The sequence below is a fragment of the Pseudomonadota bacterium genome (assembly GCA_027624715.1).
Classification (GTDB): Bacteria; Pseudomonadota; Gammaproteobacteria; order Burkholderiales; family Eutrophovitaceae; genus Eutrophovita.
Genome location: JAQBTV010000016.1, coordinates 1 through 24,537, shown reverse-complemented (window position 1 = coordinate 24,537; position 24,537 = coordinate 1). Strand labels below are relative to the sequence as shown.

General features: G+C 46.1%; 26 protein-coding genes, 1 tRNA gene and 2 riboswitches. Of the genes, 7 read left to right on the top strand and 20 right to left on the bottom strand.

What is annotated here, in order from left to right; genetic code table 11:
• The 11 genes from O3A65_08125 to O3A65_08075 all read right to left on the bottom strand — a co-directional run.
• A partial coding sequence (locus tag O3A65_08125) for a WG repeat-containing protein (protein ID MDA1332428.1) occupies window positions 1–230 on the bottom strand: 230 nt, incomplete at its 3' end.
• Between the two features lie 83 nt (window positions 231–313).
• Window positions 314–742, bottom strand: a complete 429-nt coding sequence (locus O3A65_08120; GenBank protein ID MDA1332427.1) for a hypothetical protein — start codon at window positions 740–742, stop codon at window positions 314–316.
• Between the two features lie 87 nt (window positions 743–829).
• Window positions 830–1,042 carry an AlpA family phage regulatory protein gene (locus O3A65_08115; GenBank protein MDA1332426.1) on the bottom strand — a complete coding sequence of 71 codons (213 nt, stop codon included), beginning with the start codon at window positions 1,040–1,042 and terminating at the stop codon, window positions 830–832.
• Window positions 1,043–1,146: 104 nt separating this feature from the next.
• Window positions 1,147–1,533, bottom strand: a complete 387-nt coding sequence (locus tag O3A65_08110) for a hypothetical protein (protein ID MDA1332425.1) — start codon at window positions 1,531–1,533, stop codon at window positions 1,147–1,149.
• On the bottom strand, window positions 1,530–2,771 hold the full coding sequence (locus O3A65_08105; protein ID MDA1332424.1) for a tyrosine-type recombinase/integrase: 1,242 nt from the start codon (window positions 2,769–2,771) through the stop codon (window positions 1,530–1,532). Before O3A65_08105 ends, O3A65_08110 begins: the two co-directional genes overlap by 4 nt.
• Window positions 2,772–2,931: 160 nt before the next feature.
• Window positions 2,932–3,021, bottom strand: a tRNA-Ser gene (locus O3A65_08100).
• A 75-nt stretch (window positions 3,022–3,096) separates the two neighbouring features.
• The gene (locus O3A65_08095; GenBank protein ID MDA1332423.1) at window positions 3,097–4,287 is read right to left on the bottom strand and encodes an acyl-CoA/acyl-ACP dehydrogenase; all 1,191 of its coding nucleotides are present in this window, start codon (window positions 4,285–4,287) and stop codon (window positions 3,097–3,099) included.
• A 44-nt stretch (window positions 4,288–4,331) separates the two neighbouring features.
• Window positions 4,332–5,624 (bottom strand): serine--tRNA ligase, encoded by a 1,293-nt coding sequence (gene serS, locus O3A65_08090; protein MDA1332422.1) that lies wholly within the window; start codon window positions 5,622–5,624, stop codon window positions 4,332–4,334.
• Between the two features lie 33 nt (window positions 5,625–5,657).
• Window positions 5,658–6,962: a replication-associated recombination protein A gene (locus tag O3A65_08085; GenBank protein ID MDA1332421.1), complete on the bottom strand. Its 1,305-nt coding sequence runs from the start codon at window positions 6,960–6,962 to the stop codon at window positions 5,658–5,660.
• A gap of 55 nt (window positions 6,963–7,017) precedes the next feature.
• Complete coding sequence (lolA, locus tag O3A65_08080) at window positions 7,018–7,638, bottom strand: outer membrane lipoprotein chaperone LolA (protein MDA1332420.1); 621 nt, start codon at window positions 7,636–7,638, stop codon at window positions 7,018–7,020.
• Between the two features lie 26 nt (window positions 7,639–7,664).
• Window positions 7,665–9,980 carry a DNA translocase FtsK 4TM domain-containing protein gene (locus tag O3A65_08075; protein MDA1332419.1) on the bottom strand — a complete coding sequence of 772 codons (2,316 nt, stop codon included), beginning with the start codon at window positions 9,978–9,980 and terminating at the stop codon, window positions 7,665–7,667.
• Window positions 9,981–10,171: 191 nt separating this feature from the next.
• On the opposite strand from O3A65_08075, the gene trxB reads away from it, so the two are divergent.
• Both trxB and O3A65_08065 read left to right on the top strand, forming a co-directional pair.
• Window positions 10,172–11,122 carry a thioredoxin-disulfide reductase gene (trxB, locus tag O3A65_08070; GenBank protein MDA1332418.1) on the top strand — a complete coding sequence of 317 codons (951 nt, stop codon included), beginning with the start codon at window positions 10,172–10,174 and terminating at the stop codon, window positions 11,120–11,122.
• A gap of 23 nt (window positions 11,123–11,145) precedes the next feature.
• Window positions 11,146–11,703, top strand: coding sequence for a Smr/MutS family protein (locus O3A65_08065; protein MDA1332417.1), 558 nt, complete (start codon window positions 11,146–11,148; stop codon window positions 11,701–11,703).
• A 19-nt stretch (window positions 11,704–11,722) separates the two neighbouring features.
• On the opposite strand, the gene O3A65_08060 is transcribed toward O3A65_08065, so the two are convergent.
• Complete coding sequence (locus O3A65_08060) at window positions 11,723–12,061, bottom strand: P-II family nitrogen regulator (GenBank protein MDA1332416.1); 339 nt, start codon at window positions 12,059–12,061, stop codon at window positions 11,723–11,725.
• Window positions 12,062–12,176: 115 nt separating this feature from the next.
• Entirely contained in the window at window positions 12,177–13,841 is a 1,665-nt protein-coding gene (locus O3A65_08055) for an NAD+ synthase (protein MDA1332415.1), read from the bottom strand.
• 26 nt (window positions 13,842–13,867) lie between these two features.
• On the opposite strand from O3A65_08055, the gene O3A65_08050 reads away from it, so the two are divergent.
• Together O3A65_08050 and O3A65_08045 are read left to right on the top strand one after the other, a co-directional pair.
• Window positions 13,868–14,995 carry a GNAT family N-acetyltransferase gene (locus O3A65_08050; protein ID MDA1332414.1) on the top strand — a complete coding sequence of 376 codons (1,128 nt, stop codon included), beginning with the start codon at window positions 13,868–13,870 and terminating at the stop codon, window positions 14,993–14,995.
• A gap of 45 nt (window positions 14,996–15,040) precedes the next feature.
• Window positions 15,041–15,547, top strand: a complete 507-nt coding sequence (locus O3A65_08045; protein MDA1332413.1) for a hypothetical protein — start codon at window positions 15,041–15,043, stop codon at window positions 15,545–15,547.
• A gap of 27 nt (window positions 15,548–15,574) precedes the next feature.
• Here O3A65_08045 and O3A65_08040 read toward each other — a convergent pair whose 3' ends face one another.
• Complete coding sequence (locus O3A65_08040) at window positions 15,575–15,871, bottom strand: hypothetical protein (GenBank protein MDA1332412.1); 297 nt, start codon at window positions 15,869–15,871, stop codon at window positions 15,575–15,577.
• Window positions 15,872–15,910: 39 nt separating this feature from the next.
• The gene (locus O3A65_08035) at window positions 15,911–16,315 is read right to left on the bottom strand and encodes a hypothetical protein (GenBank protein MDA1332411.1); all 405 of its coding nucleotides are present in this window, start codon (window positions 16,313–16,315) and stop codon (window positions 15,911–15,913) included.
• 169 nt (window positions 16,316–16,484) lie between these two features.
• A riboswitch (Glutamine riboswitch) is annotated at window positions 16,485–16,549 on the top strand.
• Window positions 16,550–16,552: 3 nt separating this feature from the next.
• Window positions 16,553–16,606: riboswitch (Glutamine riboswitch) on the top strand.
• A gap of 468 nt (window positions 16,607–17,074) precedes the next feature.
• Between O3A65_08035 and zigA the strand changes: the two genes are divergently transcribed.
• Both zigA and O3A65_08025 read left to right on the top strand, forming a co-directional pair.
• Window positions 17,075–18,271 carry a zinc metallochaperone GTPase ZigA gene (zigA, locus tag O3A65_08030; GenBank protein MDA1332410.1) on the top strand — a complete coding sequence of 399 codons (1,197 nt, stop codon included), beginning with the start codon at window positions 17,075–17,077 and terminating at the stop codon, window positions 18,269–18,271.
• On the top strand, window positions 18,271–18,960 hold the full coding sequence (locus O3A65_08025) for a DUF1826 domain-containing protein (GenBank protein MDA1332409.1): 690 nt from the start codon (window positions 18,271–18,273) through the stop codon (window positions 18,958–18,960). The genes zigA and O3A65_08025 overlap by 1 nt, the downstream gene beginning before the upstream one ends.
• 158 nt (window positions 18,961–19,118) lie before the next feature.
• Here the strand turns inward: O3A65_08025 and O3A65_08020 are convergent, their stop codons facing one another.
• The 5 genes from O3A65_08020 to O3A65_08000 form a co-directional block, all read right to left on the bottom strand.
• Window positions 19,119–20,297, bottom strand: a complete 1,179-nt coding sequence (locus O3A65_08020; protein ID MDA1332408.1) for a hypothetical protein — start codon at window positions 20,295–20,297, stop codon at window positions 19,119–19,121.
• Window positions 20,285–21,274: a 4-hydroxythreonine-4-phosphate dehydrogenase PdxA gene (gene pdxA / locus O3A65_08015; GenBank protein ID MDA1332407.1), complete on the bottom strand. Its 990-nt coding sequence runs from the start codon at window positions 21,272–21,274 to the stop codon at window positions 20,285–20,287. Before pdxA ends, O3A65_08020 begins: the two co-directional genes overlap by 13 nt.
• A gap of 40 nt (window positions 21,275–21,314) precedes the next feature.
• On the bottom strand, window positions 21,315–22,229 hold the full coding sequence (locus O3A65_08010; GenBank protein ID MDA1332406.1) for a 3-keto-5-aminohexanoate cleavage protein: 915 nt from the start codon (window positions 22,227–22,229) through the stop codon (window positions 21,315–21,317).
• Window positions 22,230–22,248: 19 nt separating this feature from the next.
• Entirely contained in the window at window positions 22,249–22,899 is a 651-nt protein-coding gene (locus O3A65_08005) for a fumarylacetoacetate hydrolase family protein (GenBank protein ID MDA1332405.1), read from the bottom strand.
• A 117-nt stretch (window positions 22,900–23,016) separates the two neighbouring features.
• A complete protein-coding gene (locus tag O3A65_08000; GenBank protein ID MDA1332404.1) occupies window positions 23,017–23,313 on the bottom strand; it encodes a 2Fe-2S iron-sulfur cluster-binding protein in 297 nt (98 codons plus the stop codon).
• Between the two features lie 500 nt (window positions 23,314–23,813).
• On the opposite strand from O3A65_08000, the gene O3A65_07995 reads away from it, so the two are divergent.
• Window positions 23,814–24,537, top strand: a 724-nt coding sequence (locus O3A65_07995; protein ID MDA1332403.1) for a PQQ-binding-like beta-propeller repeat protein, incomplete at its 3' end; no start/stop codon positions are given.

Genomic DNA, 24,537 nt, shown 5'->3' with positions numbered 1-24,537 from the left:
ACCATCTTTCCAGTCTTATCAATGAATCCATATTTACCAGTCTCATTGTCACGAATTATTACGCGAGCAAGTCCTTGTGAAAAACCGTATGCATTATCAAATTGTGGATTGATAACAAATTTACCAGTCTTATCTGTAATTTCTATTTGACTGGATTCGTCCGCATTTGCTCTGTCACATCCACTTAAAACTAGGATTGATGCACAAATTAAATATAAAAAATATTTCATTTAATGCTCCTTTGTAATGATGCAGTCATCATCATCAACAGTCCCATCAGTAGTCGCGTCATTGTTCGCCCCTCCCATGTGACTCATATATTAGAGCATTTAATTTTTGAATACCCACTTCTTGCAGATTTCCAGCCTTCCCAAGCACCGGCATCATGTCTAGGATTCTTATCAAAGTCCTGCCATGTAATCGCATACCAACTCGCTTTATTTGGTCTACCCCCTTTGACAGTTTCATAAATAAATTCGCCTTCAATCAACTCTCTTTTTGCTCTCTGAATAACATCGGCGCTTTTCCATCCTCTTTTGGATAGATACTTGCTTGATGCCAATAACTGGCCATTGTTATTTTTAACATACTGTCTAGCAAACACCATTAGCAAAGACCTGGCAGGGTGCGATAAATGCCTATAGGCAGGGCAATCCAGTACAGACCAAGGCATAGCAACAAAACCTCCTCCATCTCTTCCTGCCCCCTTTTTAAACCCCCTCCTTGCTTTATCAAGGCCCATACCAGACTCTATGCGCAAAGGGCATCTGCATAAGCCCTCATGATTGCCTGATAGCTCTCCTCAATATCAGTAATTTTGGATTGAGTGTTATTCATGGCCTTGAGCCTTTTTGGAACCAAGCCATTTGTCTACCTCGTCGGCATCCCAGACGGTTGTATTCACGCCTAACTTAAAGGGAGAGGGAAATGATCCATCACTGGCCTTCACCCAGCGCCAAATTGTGGCCGGTGAGACAGGCAATAAACCTTTACTGTTTTTTGTAGTGGCCAGAACCGCCATGCGGTAGACGCGTTGTTGCATAGTCTTAGTCTCCCACTCGAACGCGGTAGCGCGGGATGCGCTGCCATCAGTCGGTGTGATTCTTAAGATAGACGCAAAATTTTCCCATTAAATATTTTTATTTATTAGGAATTAAGTTTTTTCGCTTTGGTGTAATGGTTCAGCAGCGTTTTGAGGGATGGTATCTTTCCCGCTCGGCCGCGCTTTTTAATAACTAACGGCCTGATTTCAAATTTTAATGCGTTAAATGCATTGGGTTTATGCGAATTTTCTTCTCGCACCATTTCAATTGCGTTTTCAACCATCGCTAAAAAATTGCCGTAAAAGATGTGATCATGACGTTTGGGCGCACCTCTTGGTCTCTTGCGCTTTATGAGCGCGGCGGCCAGCTCAGGTTGCCTGTTGCGTTGCTGTAGTTGCGCGTTGCGTTGCTCTAGTTGCGCGTTGCGTTGCTCTAGTTCTTGAATGTGCTCGCGCATGTATTTTGTTGTTGCAAGACCATCATCTGTCATGCTGCCCCCCTGATCGACGTGACGTTATCGCGTGGCGCACGGTGCACGAATCTTGCCCAGTCTTGCATCATGGCGCGGCGCTTCTCTAGCTGATCGCCACGCTCATAGCTTTGGGTCACAGCGTTACCCACACGGTGCGCGAGTGCGTGCTCTCGTAACTCTGTCGGGTAGTTTGTGTGCTCTTGCGCCCATGTGGCGAACGTTGAACGTAAACCATGCGGCACAATCGGCTTGCCTTTGTGATCAGCCCAGACCACCTGAGGCTTATTCATGCGCTTAATAACGGCGGCCAATGTCATGTCTGACAGTTGCTTGTTTTCGTTACCCACAAATATTAGGTCTGTGCCTTCACGCTTAACTAAAGACTTTAAAAGAGTCACGGCGGCGTCTGATAACGGCACACGGTGCGCCGCATCGGCTTTCATGCGCTCGGCTGGTATAAGCCACTCTGCCGCCGCTGAATCAATCTCTGACCATGTGGCGCCTCTGGCCTCGTTCGATCTACACGCGGTGAGCATCAGAAAGTGCAAACACTTAGCGCCCTCACCCTCGGCAGCGTTTAGTGCTAAGCCAAAGGCTTGTACATCTTTAATCTTTAACGCTGGGTGAGGCTCAGCCTTAGTGCCCTTGGGTTTGGGTAATACCTTAGCTATATTGTTGTGCCACACGGCGGGATTGTATTTATCGCGATACCCATTCACAGCAGCCCATGCCAGCACCGCTTCGAGTCGTTGGCGCACGCGGTTCATTGTTTCGGTCTTGGTTACCCAGTCAGGTTCGATCACACTTAAGACATCACCCATCGTGATGTTACGAACGGGCTTTTTACCGATCTTGGGATAAGCGTAGGTGGCGAGTGTGTTTTCCCATTGCTGGGCGTGCTTGTTGCTTTTCCATGTTAACCGGTACTTCTTAATGTAACTCTCGGCGCAGCGCTGAAAGTTCCACTCGTTAGCGCTCTGCTCATCGCGGCGCTCATCGATTGGATCTCTACCGTCTTTAATCGCGTGTTTGGCGGCTCTAGCCAATTCGTGGGCACGCGCAAGCGTAGTCGCTGGATATGCACCTAAACCCATGTCGGTGCGGCGTGACTTGATCTGTGTTCGTAGTATCCAAGAGCGTGCACCAGACGTGCTGATGCGTAACCCAAGCCCTGCGACGGTCCCGACCATGTGAAAGCCCTCACCCTCGAGTCGCTTGACTTCAATCGCGGTTAGCGGCTTTGCTATCTTTGGCATGGTCTAGTCCCCCCTTTCGTGTCTGTAACCACATACGTAACCACATAAACAATTGTAGTGGGATAAGACGCAAAAAGACACAGGGATTCGAACTCTCCTATGAAGATGTGCATTTTATGTGGTTATTCGAGACGTAAAAAAAGCCCTTAAAAGAGCCTTATGGCGGAGAGGGAGGGATTCGAACCCTCGGTACGTTTGCACGTACAACGGTTTTCGAGACCGCCACATTCAACCACTCTGCCACCTCTCCGATATCGCGGATTCTACCAGTTTGGTGCCGCCACAGTAGACTTAGGACCACCAAAAAATTACAAACGTGATCAAATTAATAAGATCTAGGCAAACCGAGTACCTTCTCCGCGATGTAACACATGATGAGCTCACGACTCACGGGAGCGATACGAGGAATCATAATTTCTCTCAGGTAACGTTCCACGTGATATTCCTTTGCATACCCAAAACCACCATGGGTGCGCACAGCCCGATCGCAAGCCTCATAAGCCGCATCAGCAGCAAGAAACTTGGCAGCGTTTGCTTCTGCACCACAAGGTTTTTGTTCATCATAAAGTTTAGCCGCACGCCACACCATCAGATCCGCCGCCTCTAGCGCCATCCAGCTCTCCGCTAAGGGATGCTGAATACTTTGGTTCTGGCCAATAAAGCGCCCAAATACTTTGCGTTCATTCGCATAGTTCACTGCCTTGTCTAGGGCACGGCGCCCCACTCCAATTGCCTCAGCCGCAATAAGGATACGTTCAGGATTCAAGGTGTCCAATAACATTCGAAAACCTTCACCCTCCTCACCGATACGATCGGCATCAGGCACTACGAGTTCATCAATAAAAACTAAATTTGAATCCACCGCACCTCGACCCATTTTTTTTATCTCACGCACTTCAACACGTTCTCGATCAAGGTCGACATAAAACAAAGTCATGCCATCTGTCGCGTTAGCGCAATCTTCGATCGGCGTTGTGCGCGTGACAAGCAGCATTTTATTGGCGTGCTGTGCTGTCGACATCCATACTTTAGTACCACTGATCACGTAATCGGAACCACGTCGGATCGCGCGCGTTTTAATGTGCGTCGTATCCAATCCTGCATCAGGTTCCGTGACGCCAAACGCAACCTTATCTTGACCAGAAACTAAGCTTGATATCCAGCGAGATTTTTGTTCGGCTGTTCCATACTTAATGATTGCATGAGGCCCAAACAAATTAATGTGAATGGATGAGCACGCCGCAAAAACACCTCCGGATTGACCCACCGTGTGCATCATCAGCGCCGCATCAGTGACCCCGAGCCCCGCTCCACCATATTCTTGCGGCATAGTAATGCCCAACCAGCCAGACTCCGCCATCGCCGCATGAAATTCTGAAGGGAATTCTCCCTTTTGATCTTTTTCTAACCAAAAGTTATCATCGAATCGATCACAGATCGCCTGTACCGACTTTACAATTTGTTCTCGTTCAGAACTCGGCTCAATTCCAGATGGAAGAGTCGACTGCCTCAACATTAAACGGCACACCCAGTCAACGAGAAACCAAGAATCATCATGAGTTAACGCGGCTCAATGACCTCAACCCCAGCCATATAAGCTTTAAGGACCTGAGGTATCTCAACCGATCCGTCTTGCCGCTGATAATTCTCAAGTACAGCAATTAACGTACGGCCAACAGCCAAACCGGAACCATTCAACGTGTGTACGAATTCTGTCTTTCCTTGCCCAGACCTGAAGCGCGTTTGCATGCGTCTCGCTTGAAAAGCTTCAAAATTACTGCATGACGATATCTCGCGATACGCATTTTGTCCGGGTAACCAGACTTCAATGTCATACGTCTTTGCTGAGGAAAAACCCATATCTCCTGTGCACAGCGTGAGAGTACGAAACGGTATCTCAAGATCAACAAGGACGGACTCTGCATGACCGGTCAATACTTCAAGTTGCTCATAAGAGTGATCCGGATGCGAAAACTGTACAAGCTCGACCTTATCGAACTGATGTTGACGGATCATCCCTCGCGTGTCTCTGCCGTATGAGCCGGCTTCCGAGCGAAAGCACGGTGTATGACACACAAATTTAATGGGTAGATCATCCGTGTTGAGGATTTCGCCACGGTAAATATTCGTTACAGGAACCTCAGCAGTCGGAATGAGGTAAAACTTTTGCTCATCCGTGAGCGGTATGGCAAATAAATCCTCCTCAAACTTAGGTAACTGCCCGGTACCATACAAGGAATCAGCATTCACCAAGTAAGGTGTGTAGACCTCGGTATAGCCGTGTCTACGCGTGTGCGTATCAAGCATGTACTGAGTAATGGCGCGGTGTAATCGTGCCACTTCACCCGTCATGATCGAGAACCGAGATCCAGTGATTTTTGTAGCTCGCTCAAAATCGAGCATTCCTAATTTTTCCCCGATATCAACATGATCCTGAGGCTCAAAATCATAGGATCGAGGAACTCCAACCTTCCTCACTACAACATTATCCTCTTCAGACTTCCCAATGGGCACAGAGTCGTTGGGCAAATTAGGAATACCAGAGAGCAAGTCGCGCATTTTTGACTGGAGTTCACTCAGCGTGTCTTCATTCGACTTTAAGCGATCTGCAAACTCACTCACCTGACCCATCAAATCAGAAGCTTTTTGTTCATCACCATCTTTCTTTGCATGACCTATTTCTTTCGAAATCGCATTACGTTGCGCTTGCAAATTTTCAGTATCTGATTGAACCGTTTTACGAGCCGAATCCAGCGTGATAAACGCATTCACATCGAGCACAAAACCACGACACTCCTTCAATTTACTAGCGACGTTATGCATATCATTTCTTAGAAGTTGTACGTCGAGCATGTATTCCTTAATCCTTAAAATGTCTTGACCCAGTTATTTTTTACCAGTACTAGCACCAATACTATTCTCACTTGCATCCAGCTGTCTTAAGCGATCGAGTTTCTCCTTGATCTTAATCTCCAAACCGCGACTGACAGGCCAATAAAATTGTTCCGGAGTCACGCCATCTGGAAAGTACTGTACGTTGGGCGCATATCCATCGTGCTCATGATGTGGGTACCGATATCCATCCGAGTGACCCAACTCCTTCATAAGACTCGTGGGTGCGTTTCTCAAATGCGTCGGCACCGCACTCGAACCACGCGCCCGAACAAAAACCGAAGCTTTATTATAGGCTGTATACACAGCATTGCTCTTGGGTGCACACGCAAGATACAAAACACATTGTGCAAGCACCAAATCACCTTCTGGAGAACCTAACCGTTCAAACGCCGAAACTGTATCTAAAGCGACGGTGAGTGCCCTAGGGTCAGCGAGCCCTATATCTTCAACTGCCATTCTAATCATGCGTCGCCCAATGTAGAACGGATCAACGCCGCCGTCGAGCATGCGCGTTAGCCAATACAAACTGGCGTCAGGTGACGAGCCTCGCACAGACTTATGTAATGCAGAAATACTGTCATAGAATACATCCCCTTGTTTATCAAACAAACGGAATACCCGGGGCAGTGTGCTCGTCACAAAATCACCGTCAATCACTTCTCGCATCACATCTTTTGCCGCGGTGACAATAATTTCCAAGATATTTAAAATTTTACGCGCGTCGCCATCGGCATGACTGATGATGAGTGCTTTTGCCGTTTCATCGATACACCCTGACATCCCCAAATGCGTCATACCGCGTTCGAGTACAACAGTCAACGCCTCTTCAGTTAACGATTCAAGTACGTACACCGTTGCTCGTGAGAGCAACGCATTATTCACCTCAAACGAAGGATTTTCTGTTGTGGCTCCCATAAAAACAAACAACCCACTCTCGACATGAGGGAGGAATGCATCCTGTTGCGTTTTATTAAAGCGATGGACCTCATCCACAAACACTAAAGTTTGCTGGTTAAACTCATTTCTGTTTTTTTGCGCAATCGCGACGACTTCACGAATCTCTTTAACGCCCGAGAGCACAGCAGAGAGCTCCACTAGGTTCGCTGCACTGGATCGCGCTAAAATTCGAGCGAGTGTCGTTTTACCCACACCTGGTGGCCCCCACAAAATCATTGATTGAAGGTTTCCGGATCGTGCAGCCAGGGTCAAAGGCTTGCCCTCGCCAATGAGGTGGGTCTGTCCTACGAATTCGTCGAGCGTTTTTGGTCTTAATTGATCCGCTAGTGGTGTACTCATAGCTGGATAATAAGCCTAGTTAGGAGGAGGAAATACAGGCTAATAAAACCACGAGCTACTGAGTCACTAGGTCTGCGTTTTCCGGCACTTCAAATCTAAATTCATCTGCCGAAAACTTTAAGGGAACCACAAATCGATCAAATTCAATAATGGTCCATTGGCCAAAATAGTCATAAAGCGTCATTTTTTTTACCATAGATGACGATAGACCAATCTCGATACGCTCAAATAATCCGCTCTCTTCATAAGGAATCACGCGCACCCAAACAAGTCCGCCTTTTGGGCTCAGCGCCTCTAGACCAAAATAACTCTCGATATCTTTTGACCCATATAACAAAGCCGCTGGACTCGAACCGAGCGCGCGGTCTAGTGCCACTTGGGTCACCTGCTGTAAATCTTTATCGTAAACCCAAAGGAACTTGCCATCACCAACCAGTAACTGCTCATACGGCTTGCGATAATGCCATCTGAATTTTCCAGGCCTGGCAAACTTAAGATCTCCAAATGACTCTTGAACCAAAACGCCGGAACGGTCATAAACACGCTGTACAAAACTAGCCTGACCTGAACTCGAGGCGCTAACAAACTTTTGTAATTGTTCAATACCTCCAGCAAGCACGAAAGAAGGAAATACAGCAATCATCACAATCATGAGCCGAAAAAAATTAATCCGCATCAATCAATCCAGTTTCAAACATGTCATTAATGTTCTCGATTGTACGCTAGGATTTCTCGACTACCGGAAGAAGACATACTCGATACCAAGCCTGCAACTTCCATTTGCTCAACCAACCGGGCAGCTCGGTTATAGCCAATCCGTAAATGCCGCTGAACTAACGAGATTGACGCGCGCTTATTCTTCAACACAATCTCTACAGCTTGATCATAAAGTGGATCATTTTCACCATCCTCTCCCATTCCAGACTCTCCAGAACCATCGCCAGCAACCGGCGCTTCTAGAACGCTATCAATGTACTGCGGCTCACCTCGACTCTTTAACGCATCCACCACGCGATGAACCTCTTGATCGTCCACAAAGGCACCGTGTATCCGCAGCGGGTATCCACTTCCAGGGGGTAAATAAAGCATATCACCCTGACCCAATAGTTGTTCGGCACCCATTTGGTCGAGAATCGTTCGAGAATCCACACGACTGGACACTTGAAAGGAAATCCGTGTAGGAATATTCGCTTTGATCAATCCGGTAATCACGTCAACCGAAGGCCGCTGGGTGGCAAGAATGAGGTGAATGCCAGCAGCTCGGGCTTTCTGAGCAAGACGAACAATCAACTCTTCAATCTTTTTCCCGAGAACCATAATGAGGTCAGCTAACTCATCGATAACCACAACGATGAGCGGTAGCTCCTGGAGGGGCTCAGGCTCCTCAGGGTTAAAACTGAATGGATTATCGATCTTCTTATTTACTTTTGCCGCCTGACGTATCTTCGTATTAAAGCCAGAAAGATTTCTGACACCCAAAGCAGACATGAGTCGATAACGTCGGTCCATCTCGCCCACACACCAATTCAATGCATGCGCAGCTTTAGGCATTTCGGTAACTACTGGCGCTAGCAAATGAGGGATCCCCTCATACACAGACAGCTCCAACATCTTAGGATCAATCAAAATCATTCGAACTTCATTAGGAGTGGACTTATAGAGTAATGACAATATCATTGCATTAATCGCAACCGACTTACCTGAGCCGGTAGTTCCTGCTACCAACAAATGGGGCATCTTCGTAAGATCTGCACACACCGGCACCCCTGAAATATCCTTACCCAACGCAATAGCGAGTGGCGAAGGCACATCGGCATAGGTCTGAGATGCGAGCACCTCAGACAGATAGACCAACTGGCGCTTCGTGTTCGGGATCTCTAGGCCCATCGTAGTTTTACCCGGTATCGTTTCAACCACTCGAATACTGATAACGGACAACGATCTTGCCAAATCCCGATTCAAGTTAATAATCTGACTACCTTTCACTCCAACAGCTGGCTCAATTTCATAACGCGTGATCACCGGGCCAGGCTGAGCGGCCACAACTCTGACTTCAATATTAAAGTCCATTAACTTTTTCTCAATTAATCGTGACGTATACTCAAGCGTATCAGCAGAAATTGACTCGACATCAGATGGCGGCGTATCCAAAAGATTAATCGATGGCAACTCTGAATCCGGCAAATCCTCAAATAAAGGTTTCTGTTTTTCTTTTTGTGCCCGCTCTGATTGAGGGATCTGCTGCACAGGCTTATCAATTCGTAGTGGCTTGAGTTCAGTGAGAGTAGTTTTCTCGCGAACCTCCTCTAATCGATCCATTCGCGCTTCTAACGCAATTTCTCCCGCCTTACGGTCACGCCATGCTTCCCAACCTTGCCAAACACGCAACGCTGACCATTCGAGCCAATACCCCATTTTCTCCGATACCACTATCCAGGATACCCCACTAACCAGGGAAATCCCTGCAGCCATCTGTACCAAAAACATCAAAGTGCTACCAATAAACCCAAATGCACTGTTACTGATGAGGGCAATTCCACCCCCGATAATACCTCCAGGCTTACCTGGTAATTCGAAAAGTGCAGAATGTAAACGAAGCGCCTCAAGGGCCGCACTTGATAGCACTAGAAGCAAAAATCCGAAGAAAACAAGCAGAACTACTTTAGGGTTTTCAGTAAGTCTCCGAGCTGGCTGGCGATAGGCTCGAATCACGAGCAGCGCACCAGCCAGGACAATCCACCAAGCTGAAAACCCGAATAAATATAAGAGCACGTCCGATATGTGCGCTCCGACAATTCCTCCCGAGTTGCTAGCGTCTTGCTCGGTAGATTGACGTGACCATGCAGGATCAGAAGGATTGTAAGTAACTAATACCAGCGCCAAATAGGCGAGAACTCCTGAGGAGAGGAGCAAACCAGTTTCTCGCAACAAAACGACAAGCTTCGGTGGCAAAACACTTTTAGTAGAGGACTCTGTGTTGACTATTTCCGAGTTTTTAGGTGTTTTTCGTTTAGCCAATTTTCAACCCGTCATACAGTTAGTCAGAACGCCTGTAAAATTAAATTAATGCTAATTTTAGCCGAAACGTCATTGTAACTGAGACACACCGCTCGGTTGCTAAACAATTTTAATTTTGCGCTTATCACGAATAAAATACACATTTACTAATCACATCTCATATACACCTTAACAGTAGCTAGGTAACTGATATGAAAAAAAAACACAATAAACTCATGATTTTAGGCTCAGGACCCGCAGGCTATACCGCTGCCGTCTACGCAGCCCGAGCTAATTTAAAACCCGTCGTAATTACCGGTATGGCGCAAGGTGGCCAACTGATGACGACGACCGACGTAGATAATTGGCCTGCAGATGCTGATGGCGTACAAGGTCCAGAACTTATGGATCGATTCCAAAGACACGCCGAACGATTCGGCACTGAAGTAATATTCGACCACATTCATACTGTTAAACTCGAAGAGAGACCATTCACAATGCTTGGTGATCAGGCAGAATATACATGTGATGCGTTAATTATTGCGACGGGTGCGTCCGCTAAGTATCTGGGTATCCCGTCCGAAGAAACGTATGCAGGAAGAGGAGTTTCTGCCTGCGCAACGTGCGACGGATTTTTCTACAAAGGTCAAGAGGTTGCGGTTATCGGCGGTGGAAACACCGCGGTTGAAGAGGCTCTCTACCTTTCAAATATTGCAAAAAAAGTGACGCTTGTTCACCGAAGAGACCAATTCAAAGCCGAAGCAATACTGATTGATCGAATCTTAGAAAAACAAAAAACTGGGAACATTGACATCATTTGGGACCACACCCTCGATGAAATTTTAGGTGATGCCACGGGTGTAACTGGAATGCGTATCAAAAACACTAAAAACACAGAGAATTCAAACTTATCAGTTGCGGGTATCTTTATTGCAATTGGCCACTCACCCAATACCGATATCTTTGCAGGACAACTCGACATGGTGGGCGGTTACATCACCACCCAATGTGGCAGAGATGGAAACGCCACTCACACCAGCGTACCTGGAGTGTTTGCCGCTGGAGACGTGCAGGATCATATTTATCGTCAAGCCGTAACAAGTGCTGCAACAGGTTGCATGGCAGCTCTAGACGCAGAACGGTTTTTAACAAGTAAAAACTGACTTCACCGGCTCAGAATTCGCTTATGCCACCTAATAATGACCAGAATCCAGAAGAACGGTTTGAAGATCTTCTTGAAGAAACGCTAAAAGACGTTACCGTCTTAAAAAAAGACGGCAAAGTCTTCCGATCGAAAGAGCAACCCGCGCCAATTCCAGCCCAGTCCATAAAAGATGAGGCGGAGGTGCTTAGAGAGTTACTTCACCAAAATATTGAAGACGAGGGCTTAGAATTTATATCAGAGGAGTCCGCGTATTTGAAGCCTGGTTTGCAACACCAAATACTTAGGAGGCTCAGAAGGAGCTATTGGGTCGTACAAGACGAACTGGATTTGCATGGATCAACATCTGAAGACGCGCGAATCTTAGTATCAAATTTTTTGTCGCACGCAAAAAAAAATAAGTTTCGATGTGTCCGGATCATACATGGCAAAGGGTATCGATCTAGGAACCGGGAGCCAGTACTCAAAAAGAAACTATTTCGCTGGCTCCAGCTGAGATCCGACGTCCTTGCCTATTGTGAAGCCGCACTTGGTGATGGGGGCAGTGGCGCAACGATGCTTCTACTAAAAGCAAAAAATTAACTACTCGTTAATCCCTCACTTAGACCGCATCCTCATTTGTTTCTCCTGTGCGAATTCGTATCACCTGCTCGACTGCACTCACAAAAATCTTGCCATCACCAATCTTTCCAGTTCTAGCGGCCGACACCAAACTCTCCACAGCTTGATCAACGAGACTGTCAATCACCACCACTTCAATTTTCACTTTTGGTAAAAAATCAACGACATATTCAGCTCCCCGATATAGTTCGGTGTGGCCCTTTTGACGGCCAAATCCCTTAACCTCTGTTAAAGTAAGTCCTGTAATACCAATGGCTGATAATGCTTCACGTACTTCATCTAGCTTGAATGGCTTGATCACAGCTTCTATTTTTTTCATACGTTCATTCCCCCTAAAAAATCAGCTCACGTCAGCGAGAGTCCGATAGTTTTAATCAAAGCAAAGAAACCCAACACTGCAAACACATATCAACACCAATATCATGGCACGTACCCTACTGGTCAATCAAGCCACGAAACTTACTTGTAATGGGGTATCGCCAATCCTTTCCGAAACCGCGAGCCGTTACCCGGACCCCTGGAGGTGACTGTCGTCTTTTATATTCATTCATATGGATAAGCCAAACAATTCGCGTCACATCTTCAGCGCTATATCCGAGTCCGATAATCTCATCAACACCTCGGTCATATTCAACGTAATGCTCCACAATCGCATCAAGGACCTCATAAGGCGGCAGTGAATCTGAATCTACCTGATCAGGTCTGAGCTCGGCACTGGGTGGCCGTTCAATAATTCGCGCTGGAATACATGCCGAAATGGTATTACGATAATTAGATAAACGATAAACTGCCTGCTTAGTTAGGTCTTTGAGCACGGCCAAGCCTCCGGCCATATCACCATACAAAGTCGCGTATCCGGTACTCATTTCACTTTTATTCCCAGTAGTTAATACTAAAGAGCCAAACTTATTCGATAAACTCATCAGCAACGTTCCACGAATTCTCGATTGTAGGTTTTCCTCTGTGGTGTCGAATGCTCTACCCATAAACTCCTCCGACAGACCCGCCATAAACACATCAAATATAGGTTTTATTTCGATCTCAGAATAATGCACACCGAGGCCGATCGCCATGCGTCTGGCATCCTCCCGACTCATGTCAGCGGTAAACTGAGACGGCATCATGACGGCCTTAACCCTTTCAGCACCTACAGCGTCAGCAGCCACAGCTAAGGTCAGTGCAGAATCAATACCCCCAGAAAGACCAATCAGCACACCTTGAAAACCATTTTTATTGACGTAATCCTTAACCCCCAACACAAGTGCCTCGTACAGAGCTTGGTCATTCGCTAATAATCGTTCGTTGCTCTTGCAGGTGACGTTACCTTGGTCATAAGTCATCAGACTGACGCTTTCACAAAAGAACGGCATTTGAGCTGAGACGTCGCCCTTGTTATTGCAGGCAAATGACCCGCCATCGAAAACGAGCTCGTCCTGACCACCGATAAGATTACAAAATACGATTGGCATTGCGTGTAGCCGTGCTTGGACCTGCACGACCTTTCGTCGCAAAGCGTCTTTACCGGCATGAAAAGGAGATGCATTTAGGACTACCAACAACTCAGCTCCGTGTGCCTTTGCTTGTGCGACTGCATTCGCAGGATACTCAAGTACTTTCGACTCAGTTGAGGCCTCCCGACCATCTTCACCCCAAACATCCTCACAAATATTCATCCCTATCAGTACACCAGCAATGCTAACTACGCACGGCTGATTGCCTGGCTCAAAGTATCTCGCCTCATCAAACACACGATAGTTGGGTAACTCCTGCTTGCAATATCGTGCGACAATCTGTCCATCTTGAATGATCGATGCGGCGTTATATAGCCCTTCGTTTGTCTGATAAGGATGCCCCACAATAACCGTGACTCCAAAAATTCGTTGTGCAAGGTGCGTGAGCTTTAAATCACACTCCTTGAGGAAATCTGGTCGGAGTAATAAATCCTCCGGCGGATATCCACACAAAGACAATTCTGGCGTTACAACGAGGTCCGCACCAGCTAATTTTGCATTCTCAACAACTGAAAAAATCTTCTCAGCATTAGATGGCACATCACCAACAGTGCAATTGATTTGCGCGACTAAAATTTTTAAAGGCATACTAGCGACTAATTAAATAAAACCACATGAATAACGTTAAATTTGAAATAGTCAATAGTTTATCTGGAATCAAAGCTGAAGACTGGAATTCTCTCAATGGTAATAGCCTGGTCACATCCTTTGAGTTCTTGTCAGCACTTGAGGACACAGCAAACGTCGGGGGTGATAGCGGCTGGTCACCTACACACCTGATCGCGACAGATAGCAACAAACTTGTTGGCGCAGTGCCTCTTTATATTAAAACGCATTCCTATGGAGAGTACATTTTTGATTGGGCTTGGGCTGATGCATACCATCGATCAGGACTTGAGTACTACCCCAAACTGGTATCCGCGGTTCCATTCACCCCAGTCACCGGGCCACGTTTATTAGCTTCAGACCCTCTGATAAAACACGCACTTGTGTCGGCAACACTCTCTTTTGCGCGCGAAAATAAATTGTCATCTTTGCATTGCTTATATCCCCAAATGGACGATTTGCACACTTGGGAACAAGCTGGTTGTTTGATGAGGAAATCCATTCAGTTTCATTGGACAAATCAAGCTTACGAAAGCTTCGAGCATTTCTTGTCTTACATGAAGTCGGCTAAACGAAAAAAAATAAAACAAGAGCGAAGAAAAATTGTCGAGGACGGTATCACATTTAACGTTATTTCTGGAGATCAAGCGAGCGATACCGAATGGCAATTTTTTTACGATTGCTACCAGCATACCTATGCCATCCGAGGAACAAATCCTTATCTGAATTTTGATTTTTTCTTGGAGCTGAAAAAAAGAATAGGTAAAAGTATCCTACTAATAATCGCAATGAGATCTAGTAACCGAATTGCTGCCGCATTAAACTTACTTAGCGACGATACAATCCTAGGACGCTACTGGGGAGCCAACGAGTACGTACCTGGCTTACATTTTGAGACGTGTTACTACCAAACCATAGACTATGCAATTCAGCATGGCTATAAAACATTTGAAGGTGGCGCCCAAGGCGAGCACAAGCTCTCTCGCGGATTAGAGGTCGTATCAACCCACTCAGCTCACTGGTTGGCACATCCTCAGTTCTCCGATGCGGTAGAAAACTTTTTAGCTCGCGAAGGAAGTGCTGTAAGTAAATATCACGATAACCTCACTACCCGCGCGCCGTTCAAAACTCTATAATCAGTATTTATTGGTCGAAGATTAGACAAATTAAGGATAAAAATAGTGGTTTTTAATTTTTATAATCGCCTAACGTCAAGACAACAGAGCATTTATCGACAAAGTGATGACATCAAATACTTGACGCTTCGGGAGCTCACTCAACTTCAACACGCTTCTATTAAGCTAGAAGAACTGCTACTCAAAGAAGACTTACCTGAAATTGAAAACGCATGTCAGACAATCGCGGACGACATCGTGTCACAAATTAACGCCCCTAGACTAAAAGTACAAGTACTCAGTGTTCGACCCTCTGACGGCTGGGGAGAGCTACATGGGCTGTATCTTCCAGAAGATGACGGTAAACCCGCAAAAATACAAGTTTGGATGCGAACCGCCAAAAACAAAAAAGTGGTAGCCTTCAAAAGCTTTTTAAGAACACTACTGCACGAACTCTGCCACCACCTCGATTACGAACACTTTGGTTTTCCAGAGACATTTCACACCGAGGGGTTCTACAGCAGAGAGTCGAGTTTATTTAAGCAAATAAGTGCTCATACCACGCCCGCCTAGGCAAACGTATTTAGGCCTAGATCAAACTTAATCACCAGGTTGAGGACAGAACAACTTCAACGAATCGTCATAGCAGCCGTGCGCATTAAACCCATTATTATCTTTAATGCATTGAAACGTATGCGCACCCATTTCTTCAGTATATGGACAGTCTCGAAACTTGAACATCTTGAATTCTTTGTTCATCATCTGTTCGTAAGCGTCTTCATCAAGTGCCACCGCATCAGAGGAGTCACTTATCGGTTCGGCCCATGCCTGACATGCAAAACCGATCAATAAAACAGCAAATACTACCCCATAGGCTGACCGAAAACCGATATTCATACCGAACTCCTCATATAAGAAAAATCTCACCCACTCGTACTACTGTGTGAATTCAAACCGTAATCTCAAAGACCTTCGTCCGGTTAAATCTTTGGTCTCCGTCAGCATCTGTCCGTTGTAGGTAGCCTCAACAGTATATCTACCTCCGATTACGTCTACAAAAAACAGCGGGCCTCTTGATTCATCCGTGAGGACTACGTTACCAGCTAAGTCTTTTACAGTAACCAGTACACCAGAAATCGGCCCATCGACTTTCGTCGAAATCAGCACCATATGCATCGGAAATCGTAATGCCAAATTGTCCATCTTTTTTCGCTCCGCGTCAGTCATACCACCAGACACATACTGCACACCGCGGTACTTTAATATTTCTATCTCTGCCGCAAATGCGAACGAAGAGAATAAACAGCATATAAGTAAGGCAATACTTTTATCAAATCTCAAATCAAATCCTTCCATGACGCGCTTGATGCACGTATGTAAATAGTAGAGCATTTCAGTCAAAAACAGAATTATAGCGACATGGCTACGCTCACGTCGCTCTGAACGCGCTTTATCAGTCTCTTTTCCGTGCTTAGATGACTTTAATTCTGTTTTAGTGTATAAATATTAGTACGTTCATCCATTGTGATTTATATGGACGGAAGTAGACTTGATAATTAGTCGAAGGAACGCATTATCATCGTTCATCTCAAAAGAGACGGAAGTAGGTAATGTTTACCGAAGGAACGCACCTAACTGTGAAAAGGAGGGTGTTACCATGACAATGTGGACTCACTATTGTAGAGAGCAAGCACATAAAGACTATCACAAGTCTCGCATACTTAAAATCTTAAGGAACGCACCTAACTGTGAAAAGGAGGGTGGTACTATGACAATGTGGACTCGCTATTGTAGAGAGCAAGTACGAAAAGACTATCACAAGTCTCACATGCTTAAGATCTTATTGTTACGCGCGATACACGAAACAGATTATTGAACTTCAAGGGGCTTAAATGCCCCTTTTTCATAGCCGACGCATTAGCGCCTTCTTCGCATTTTTACGCGGCTCATTGCCTACGCTGGTTTTATCTCCACTTAAGTCGCCACCAGTTTCAAACCTGACCGTACCCATCTTGCTTACTTTGGTAATGTTATGTTATAACATTACTATTAAATAAAATAAAGCTTATATCAGGATTAGGAAGTGTTTTGACGAGCACAATGATAAATCGACAAGCCAAATTACCAGTCACCGTGTTGTCTGGCTTCCTCGGAGCGGGAAAGACCACAGTACTCAGCCATATACTCAATAACCGCGAGGGCAAGAAAGTCGCAGTCATCGTAAATGACATGAGTGAGATCAACATCGATGCGTCATTAGTTCAGAGTGAAGTATCACTGTCTCATAGCGAAGAGAAGCTCATTGAGATGAGCAATGGCTGTATTTGCTGCACCTTGCGCGAAGACCTTTTGCTGGAAGTTAATAAGCTTGCTAAAGAAGGACGGTTTGATTACCTCGTAATTGAATCGACGGGAATCTCCGAGCCCCTGCCTGTGGCAGAAACATTCACTTTTGCTGATGAGGAAGGCATTTCGCTATCTGATGTGGCCCGGCTTGATACTATGGTCACGGTGGTTGACGCGGTCAATTTCCTGAAAGACTACGATGAAGCCAAAGACCTCCAGGAAACTGACGAATCGCTGGGCTTGGAAGATAACCGTAGCGTCGCCGACCTATTGATTGCTCAGGTGGAGTTCGCCGATGTCTTGCTTATTAGTAAAACCGATCTGGTTGAACAAGCTGATATTCATAGGCTCGAAGCGATACTTAAGTCACTGAATACCAGCGCGCAAATCATTCCAATCGCCGAGGGCCAGATCCACACCGATGCTGTTCTCAACACAGGCTTATTCGACTTCGATCGCGCTCAGCAAGCGCCGGGTTGGCTAAAGGAGATGCGCGGTGAACACGTGCCAGAAACCGAAGAATATGGGATTGGGAGTTTCAGTTACCTTGCTCGCAGACCATTTCACCCGGAGCGTGTCTTCGAATTTTTTCACAATACAGAGAGATTCGGTAAACTAATTCGATCCAAAGGCTACTTCTGGCTTGCTTCGCGCCCGGAATTCGTCTGGCAGTGGAGTCAGGCTCGCTACGAATTTGCAGGCATGTTTTGGCATGCAGTACCCCGAAATGACTGGCCTACTGATGAGGAGAGCCTTGAGAATATCTACAAGCTATGGGAAGAACCATTCGGCGATATGCGCCAGGAACTTGTTTTTATCGGTCAGGGGCTTGATCAAAAGGCCATCGTCAAGACTCTCGACCAGTGTCTGCTAACAGATGACGAATTGCTCAAAGGTAAAGAATATTGGCTAAATTTAAGCGACCCGTTTCCGCAATGGAGAGATGGATAATGGCTGCTGTAGCGCCTGTAAATGACCTACCTCTAATTAAGGCCAAGCAAAGAAGGGTCGCACGAGATGCACAACCTGCAGTCTTGGCAGATATCTACCAAGAAGACGTGAATATCGCGATTTGGCAACGCGAGGGAGTTGAAGAACTCTGCAATGCAGCGAGAGCCATTCTAGAAGCTAAACCAGGTCTGAGACTCTCTGCCGTAGTGGGCCCGGAAAATGTCTATGAAGCATTGCGTGGGGCGCTTGGTAAAGAAAAGCAGTTCGCACCATTGACCGCAGATATCGTCGAGTTAGTCGATATGTTCTGCTGCATGTTCGAGCTAAACAGCGTTGGTTTAAGACTGACTTCTTTACAACATGCGATGTGTCCTCGTTTTCATGTAGACATGGTTCCCTGCCGTTTGGTGACTACATATTATGGCGATGCTACAGAATGGCTTACTCATGATTTTGTGGATCGCAGAAAACTCGGGCTGGGCAATGAAGGATTGCCTGATGATAAGTCAGGATTATTCTCAAATATCAGCGACATTAACAAACTTTGGCCGGGCGAGATAGCGCTACTGAAGGGAGAAGGCTGGGCAGGCAATGACGAAGCGGGCCTGGTCCACCGCTCCCCACAGCTAAAAACTGATTCGCCACGCTTGCTGCTGACAATCGACTTCACGAGTCAGTCAGAGGCATGATGACCTCCAAGCTCTAACTCTCCTTTATCGCCTGCTCCGTGATCCGTCGGCTAAGCTGGGTGGCAACGATACTTACTGCACTCTGGCTTGTGGCCTTTCAGTTCTTTCGCGTCTGACTTATTCCCATACAAATCTGTCCAAATCCATATAAGGAGAGTCTATGCCATGACTTCCGCCACATCAACAAACAACCGAGGCGAGCCAAAACCGCCCGCCTTCGTAAGCAAGATTCTTTTTTGCCCACCCACACTTATTAGAGACATTGGAACACCCGCCATCAGATTGCCACATACGTCTAAAATAGATACATTCAATTCGCGCAAAAATGCAAGCGCAGTAGCTCCACCAGTCACCAAAACCACATCGGGATCGAGGCTGTGCAGATTTTGCACAGCAGTGCTGGCGAGACGTTCTGCAACCACATCGGGTTGCTCTACAGAAGACGAATCTTGCTGCGCTACAATTGCACACACCAGAGTCTCTGGCAAAGGCAGCTCATCAAGTTTCCCATTGATCGCAGAATAAACTGATCCTGAATAACGTTTTCCAAGTTCGGCTACTTGCTCGAGAGATCGCTTTGATCTTGAGCCCACTAAATATAAAAAAGAGCGGTAACTACCCCTTGTAGCCAAGAAGTGATGGCGTCGAGGGAGTGCACATGCAAGGCGACTTGTCACACCTGATGACCCCACTAAGAGACACGGTATCTCGGTACGCAGATAACCGGCTACAACCCGATCCAAATCTTCAGCATTTATCGCATCAAACACTTTAATGGCACCTATGCCTCCATTAGAGGGTGATGATTGAACATTCAAACTGATGAGGAGATTTCTATCTTTAACGTCAAACATCTTCAGAATATTTATCTTTGGAGCAGGACTCAGTTGATCTTTGACAAACTCAGTCTCGCTAAGAGCTACACCATCGATATAAACTTGACCCGCTGTAACAGTTCTTAGTTGCTCCGGAAATGCGGGCGCAACATACGCTTCCTTCATGGCACAGTAGTCCATAACAGCCAGTGTTTCTGAAACGACGTTACCTCTCAGCGTTGAATCAATTTTTTTAATCACATACTTAAAATCACTTAAATCTAATTGACCCAAGCTATCTTCAATTGCTTCAGTTGCTTTTTTGGCGGAAAGATGTCGAGAGTTTGTATTTAATGCAACGACGTCGGCCTCAAGCAAGTCACACCATGCAAACGGTAGTGTTGCATCGACAATTGTTTTAACTCTAAAACCACGCTCACAAAAGGGGCCCGCCGCATCAAGCGCTCCAGTCAAATCATCAGCAACAATGAGGATCTTAGGTAACTGTTCTAACGGCGCCATTGTCCGTCAGCGATTCTCCGCGCATAGTCAATCGCCGCTTTCATATTGGTGTTCTTCGCCACACCTTTCCACGCAATGTCGAAGGCAGTCCCGTGATCCACAGAGGTTCGATAAATGGGCAGGCCTAAGCTGACGTTAACCGTTTCATCAAAAGCGATCAGCTTGGTGGGAATGTGGCCTTGGTCATGGTACTGCGCAACAACGAGATCAAACTCCCCCTTGAGCGCTCGATAAAATACCGTGTCTCCAGAAATAGGGCCCTGCACGTCGATTCCTTCCGCAATAGCCTGTTCTATTGCAGGCGCCAAACGATCAGCCTCTTCGGAACCAAACAATCCACCCTCTCCGCAGTGAGGGTTGAGGCCAGCAACCGCTAAGCGCGGATATAAGTAACCAATATCTTTAAAATGCTGATTCCCAATTCGGATGGTATCTAACACGCGCTGGATGCTTGGTGTGACCGCCGCATTAGCAAGTGATGTATGCGTGGTTACATGAATTGCGCTCAGCTGTGGTCCAGCTAAGAGCATGTAAGAAGATTGCGCGCCCGTTAGACTCGCCAGCAACTCGGTATGTCCATCATACTTATGCCCCGCCAAGTGCATGGCCGCTTTATTTAGAGGTGCGGTCACAATTACTGAGACCAATTTATCGAGCGATAGCTCTACAGCTTTTTCCACAAACCTATAGGCAGCCTCACCAGCGCTCGCGCTTAGTTGACCATCTTTAATTGACTCAGCACCCACAGTCTGGACATGAACAACGGGAACACTCCCCTGTTCGACACTTAACGAATCAATGAATATAAGCCCGGCATTGATCAAACGACTCGCTCGCTCAAGCAAATTAATATTTCCGATAACAACTGATCGAGACCTTTCTTCAGGCAACATTTCCTGTAACGTTTTAACAATAATTTCGGGACCGATCCCAGCAGGATCACCCATCGTAATTCCAATTCGACTTGGTTCCAATATCTAACCTCTTTGTAATTTAAACATTGATAAGAATTAGAATCTACATCCCAGCCCACAGTGCCTCGCGTTTTGCACCAGAGGCTGCTAGACGAACGTCAGCAGCTTTAGCCAATTCACCACCAGACACCCCTATTGACTCAGCAGCCTTCTCAACAAGTTCGACGTTGGATTTGACGCAGCCAAAAGGTGCATCCCCTAAACCGACCCTAATATGACCACCTTCCATAACGACTCTAGGAATGAGCGGTATAACATCCACATCCATTCCAGCAATCATCCAGTTACATCCAGGTGCAACCTGATCCAGCAAATTCAGATATGCCGTTAACGCGTAGTCCTCAGGAGGAAAACCAAACGTGAATCCGGAGCTAAACATCAATCGATAAATGGGCTCAACAGTACTCTCCCGCCAATGCAAGGTCGCGCCCAGTCGTATAAATCCAGGTTCGTAAATTGCGTAACTCGGATGCAACCCATATTGACGGGCAATCCCCATGCCATGACGCACATCTCGCTCATTATTTTGATACACGTACCCCACTTGGTCTACTTTCAGGTGATCGTAATGCGAAATATTACAAGATCCTGGATCCAGCACGATCCACTCTAGGTAACCATCCTTGGCCAAAGATTCGATGTGCGCGTAGCGATTTTCGTTCGGACTTTGCTCGGCAATTAGATTCATACCAGAGGCCGACACATTTGGGTAAACCACCGCGTCCACTTTAGAGCGAATACCCTGGATGATTCTTTTATAGACATCCACCTCGTCTTTTTTCTGCCCGGTTTGCTCGTCATAAGCTTGGACATGGACGATCGACGCGCCGGCATTCACGCAATCTATGCCCTGCTGAATGATATCCTCTACTTTGATGGGTATGCCGGATTGTTTTTTTTGCGCCCATGGTCCGTTAAGCGCAACCTCAAGCCATGTTTTAGTCATACCATCTTCCATCTAAGCACCCATTCAATATTTAAATAATGTCAACGGACAAGGTGGGTAAGCCCGCTACGCGTCCAATGAGTTTATCTCCACGATCAAGCGGACCAACACCAGCTGGCGTTCCCGTAAAAATTAAATCGCCGGCTTCTAATTGGTAAAAATTTGAAAGAAAGGAAATGATTTCTGGGACATCCCATATCATCTCATCAATGTTTCCCATTTGTCGCACTTTACCATTAACCAAAAGTGAAATTTCTCCACTCGACAAGTGTCCACACACACTGGCTTTCGTTATCCCAGTGAGTGGCGCGCCCTGCTCAAATGACTTACCAAAATCCCAAGGCCGACTCATTTTTTTCGCCTGTGCTTGCAAATCTCTCCGCGTAAGATCCAAACCAACAGCATATCCATACACATGATCCAAGGCTTCGGCCTTAGAAATGTTCGAACCGGATCGACCGAGTGCTACAACCATCTCAATCTCATGATGCAGATCGTTCGTCGCTCTCGGATAATTAATGGCTCCTCCGCCAGGTACCAATGCATCCAACGACTTAAGAAAGAAAAAAGGGGGATCTCGGTCAGGGTCATTACCCATTTCGCGTGCGTGCTTCGCATAGTTACGACCAACGCAGAAAATCCTGTTAACGGGAAACTCGCACGCATCATCAGTAATCGGCACCCGTGGTGCAACTTTTAGTTCAAATGCTAAATCCTTGGTGCTCAAAAAAATTCCTTACCAACGATGATGATTCCGCAGTCCAGGGATAGACTAACATTATCGCACTTCAGTCGCAGTTTAACGAACGGAACGCGAACCGTATTCAAGTGTACAGATGACCACATCGGACAAAACGCGTGCGCGACAAGCGAGAATTAATCCTTGCTTGTGCTCATCTGCCGTTAGCGCCGATTCCGAGTAACTGTCCAAATCAACCTCTCCCGCTACCAACTTACATTTGCATGTGCCACACACGCCGCTCTGACACGCATACGGAAATGCTGTACCGGACCGTAATAACGCCTCAAGCATAAACTCCTGTGGGTCGACAAAAATCGATTTCGAACGACTCACAAGCTTAATTAAAAATCCCAAGAAACACCCCTTTAGGTCAAACAAATATAAATCTAAATAATTGATTTTGTTACGCTTATATGATTAATAAAACACTCAATCTAGCACTAACTCTACATATTCTTTCGCAACTCTGAGTCTTACTAACAGCAAGTATGAAAATCGTCGAACGCGAAGATATTTAAAGCACCCAAATACTTAATTTAAGGCAATTCAAGGCAATTCAAGGCAATTCAAGGCATTAAAAGTACTCAGCAACAGAAAGCAATGCTGAAAAACTCTCAATTCACGCCTTTTATTATTGAAGGGGAATGAAATATTCTTCCACTAAAGTCAAAGAGTCTTGCAAAAAGTATGAAGTAGGGTTAACTTACTTTTGGATTATCTTTTGATTGTAAGTTTTCAACTCGAATTTAAGTTTGCAAAAAATTAGAATGAGTGGATGGGTTACAAGATTAGAAAATCGTACTTTATAGTTTTATTAATTCGCGAATAAATAAATAAAATTTAGGGAGAAAGTTATGACACGTTGGACTACTACGGCTGCCGTTAAGGCGATTTCGGCCGTCGCGTTCGTCGGCTTCGCTTCTCAAGCAATGGCAGCTGATGTCACTTGGGATCGATTGTTGAACGCAAAAAATGATGATGCTAACTGGATGATGTACCACAAAGATTTTAGTGGTCATCACCATAGTGGCTTAAAGCAAATTAACACCAGGAACGTTAAAAACTTGAAACTCGCATGGCAGCACAATCCTGCTTCCACTCATCGCGGTATTCAGGGCTTCCCTCTCGCAGTTGATGGCATGGTCTACTACACGACCACATCAGGCACGATCTGGGCTATTGACGGCGCTACTGGTGCTCCAGTTTGGCAACACGTTGCTAAAATCGACACTGAGCGTGCTGAAGGTACGTTTTATAACCCATACAATCGCGGTCTAGCAATTTCTGGCGGCAACGTATACATGGGTACAACTGACGGACGTTTAATCGCACTTAACGCAAAGACTGGTGCTGTTGCCTGGGATAAAGAGATCATGTCTGTGGCCAAAGGTAACAAAGGCTTCACGGGCGCTCCTCTTGTCGTTAAAGACACGGTTATCATCGGTGCAAACGGTGGTGAGTTATCCGGTTGCTGTGGGCCAATTTACGCAGTTGATGCGAAATCGGGCGCAGTTAAGTGGCAATTTGACACCATTGGTGGCGATCAGCGCTCACGTGATTCTTGGGGCAATGACTCCT

Coding starts and splice junctions, on each gene's coding strand:
- O3A65_08065 (MDA1332417.1), top strand. CDS start 11,146: ATGCCACCTAATAATGACCAGAATCCAGAAGAACGGTTTGAAGATCTT.
- O3A65_08120 (MDA1332427.1), bottom strand. CDS start 742: ATGGGCCTTGATAAAGCAAGGAGGGGGTTTAAAAAGGGGGCAGGAAGA.
- O3A65_08085 (MDA1332421.1), bottom strand. CDS start 6,962: ATGAGTACACCACTAGCGGATCAATTAAGACCAAAAACGCTCGACGAA.
- zigA (MDA1332410.1), top strand. CDS start 17,075: ATGATAAATCGACAAGCCAAATTACCAGTCACCGTGTTGTCTGGCTTC.
- lolA (MDA1332420.1), bottom strand. CDS start 7,638: ATGCGGATTAATTTTTTTCGGCTCATGATTGTGATGATTGCTGTATTT.
- serS (MDA1332422.1), bottom strand. CDS start 5,624: ATGCTCGACGTACAACTTCTAAGAAATGATATGCATAACGTCGCTAGT.
- O3A65_08050 (MDA1332414.1), top strand. CDS start 13,868: ATGAATAACGTTAAATTTGAAATAGTCAATAGTTTATCTGGAATCAAA.
- O3A65_08115 (MDA1332426.1), bottom strand. CDS start 1,042: ATGCAACAACGCGTCTACCGCATGGCGGTTCTGGCCACTACAAAAAAC.
- O3A65_08020 (MDA1332408.1), bottom strand. CDS start 20,297: ATGGCGCCGTTAGAACAGTTACCTAAGATCCTCATTGTTGCTGATGAT.
- O3A65_08010 (MDA1332406.1), bottom strand. CDS start 22,229: ATGGAAGATGGTATGACTAAAACATGGCTTGAGGTTGCGCTTAACGGA.
- O3A65_08040 (MDA1332412.1), bottom strand. CDS start 15,871: ATGAATATCGGTTTTCGGTCAGCCTATGGGGTAGTATTTGCTGTTTTA.
- O3A65_08055 (MDA1332415.1), bottom strand. CDS start 13,841: ATGCCTTTAAAAATTTTAGTCGCGCAAATCAATTGCACTGTTGGTGAT.
- O3A65_08110 (MDA1332425.1), bottom strand. CDS start 1,533: ATGACAGATGATGGTCTTGCAACAACAAAATACATGCGCGAGCACATT.
- O3A65_08105 (MDA1332424.1), bottom strand. CDS start 2,771: ATGCCAAAGATAGCAAAGCCGCTAACCGCGATTGAAGTCAAGCGACTC.
- O3A65_08060 (MDA1332416.1), bottom strand. CDS start 12,061: ATGAAAAAAATAGAAGCTGTGATCAAGCCATTCAAGCTAGATGAAGTA.
- O3A65_08025 (MDA1332409.1), top strand. CDS start 18,271: ATGGCTGCTGTAGCGCCTGTAAATGACCTACCTCTAATTAAGGCCAAG.
- O3A65_08095 (MDA1332423.1), bottom strand. CDS start 4,287: ATGTTGAGGCAGTCGACTCTTCCATCTGGAATTGAGCCGAGTTCTGAA.
- trxB (MDA1332418.1), top strand. CDS start 10,172: ATGAAAAAAAAACACAATAAACTCATGATTTTAGGCTCAGGACCCGCA.